At 37.9% G+C, this 1,120-nt stretch carries 1 protein-coding gene; it reads right to left on the reverse strand.

What is annotated here, in order from left to right; genetic code table 11:
• Positions 1-1,022 (reverse strand): transposase (locus B147_RS31165; protein WP_245568990.1); only part of this gene is annotated, 1,022 nt, incomplete at its 3' end.
• Positions 1,023-1,120: the final 98 nt, after the last annotated feature.

Below are 1,120 nucleotides of genomic sequence, written 5' to 3' on the forward strand. Positions count from 1 at the left end.
AAGTCAGAGGCTAACAAATAACGTGGTTTTTTCTCATCAGGATACTGCATGGCGATCACAAAACGCTTGGCATTGTGAGACGGCACATACAGGCGGGCCGATGAGATAAAAATTTCAATATCTTCTTTACCTCGAACCGATACTTTTTGAGGTATCAGAGGATAAGATTCAAAAAACTTTTGTACTGAAATTATGCGGTTTTTAAACCGTACATTTTGATTATACTTCATTTTGGTGATGGTTTGAGTTCCACCAAAGATAAGGGAACTGCCATCAACAAATTCAGCGTGCCCATAAAGACCATCTGCCAAAATTGCTTTGATTTTAATGTCCGGATGTTTTTTATGAAATATGTTCAAAAGCTCAAGAGCCAATTGAACCTTCGTTGGGTATTCAGGATTCCTCTGTGGCTCCTTGGGTCGCTTTTTTTTAGGTATCTTCTTTTTTTTAAGACGGTCATCTTTCTTTTTCCAAGCTTTCCACAATGGGTCCGGGTGATAAAATTCAAAGCCCACGGGAAAAGAAGCCACTGGTGTTACCAAAAATAAAAATACAATGCATTGTCCATCTAAAAAACCACCGGTTAGTTTATCTTTAAGCTTGTGAACTTTATATATTTTTTTTGTGGACTTTGATCGGGCACGGTCTACATCATCTAAGCAAAGAGCCCCGTCCTTGATGCCATAATGCTTCAAAATATTACACGTACTCTGCTGCAGTAAGTGATCGAAGCTGATTTTTGAATTTCGGAACATCCAGGAAAGAGCTGAAAAACGGAATTTCCCCAAACTGATTCGTTCAAATCGCTTCCAGCAAATACTGTTGGTTAACAAAACACCACTTAAACAAAAACTTAGCCACAGTTTTTGCTTTTTGGATAACACATAATTGGGGTTCTTTTTCATCAATTCTTGATTTATGCATTCAAGATAGTTTTCAATAAAGGGCAGCGGGCGTTCAAGGAGCATCTCTATCATGAATTTTGTTAAAAGTTCATACCAAAAAAATAATTTCTCTATCACATTTTGTGTCCCTCCGGTAAGCCTGCATGAATTCAATCTCCGCAGCTGATATAACGGTCCCATCAATATTTTAAGGAGGGACCCATGAATAAAACAAA

Source organism: Desulfobacter curvatus DSM 3379, assembly GCF_000373985.1.
Classification (GTDB): domain Bacteria; phylum Desulfobacterota; class Desulfobacteria; order Desulfobacterales; family Desulfobacteraceae; genus Desulfobacter; species Desulfobacter curvatus.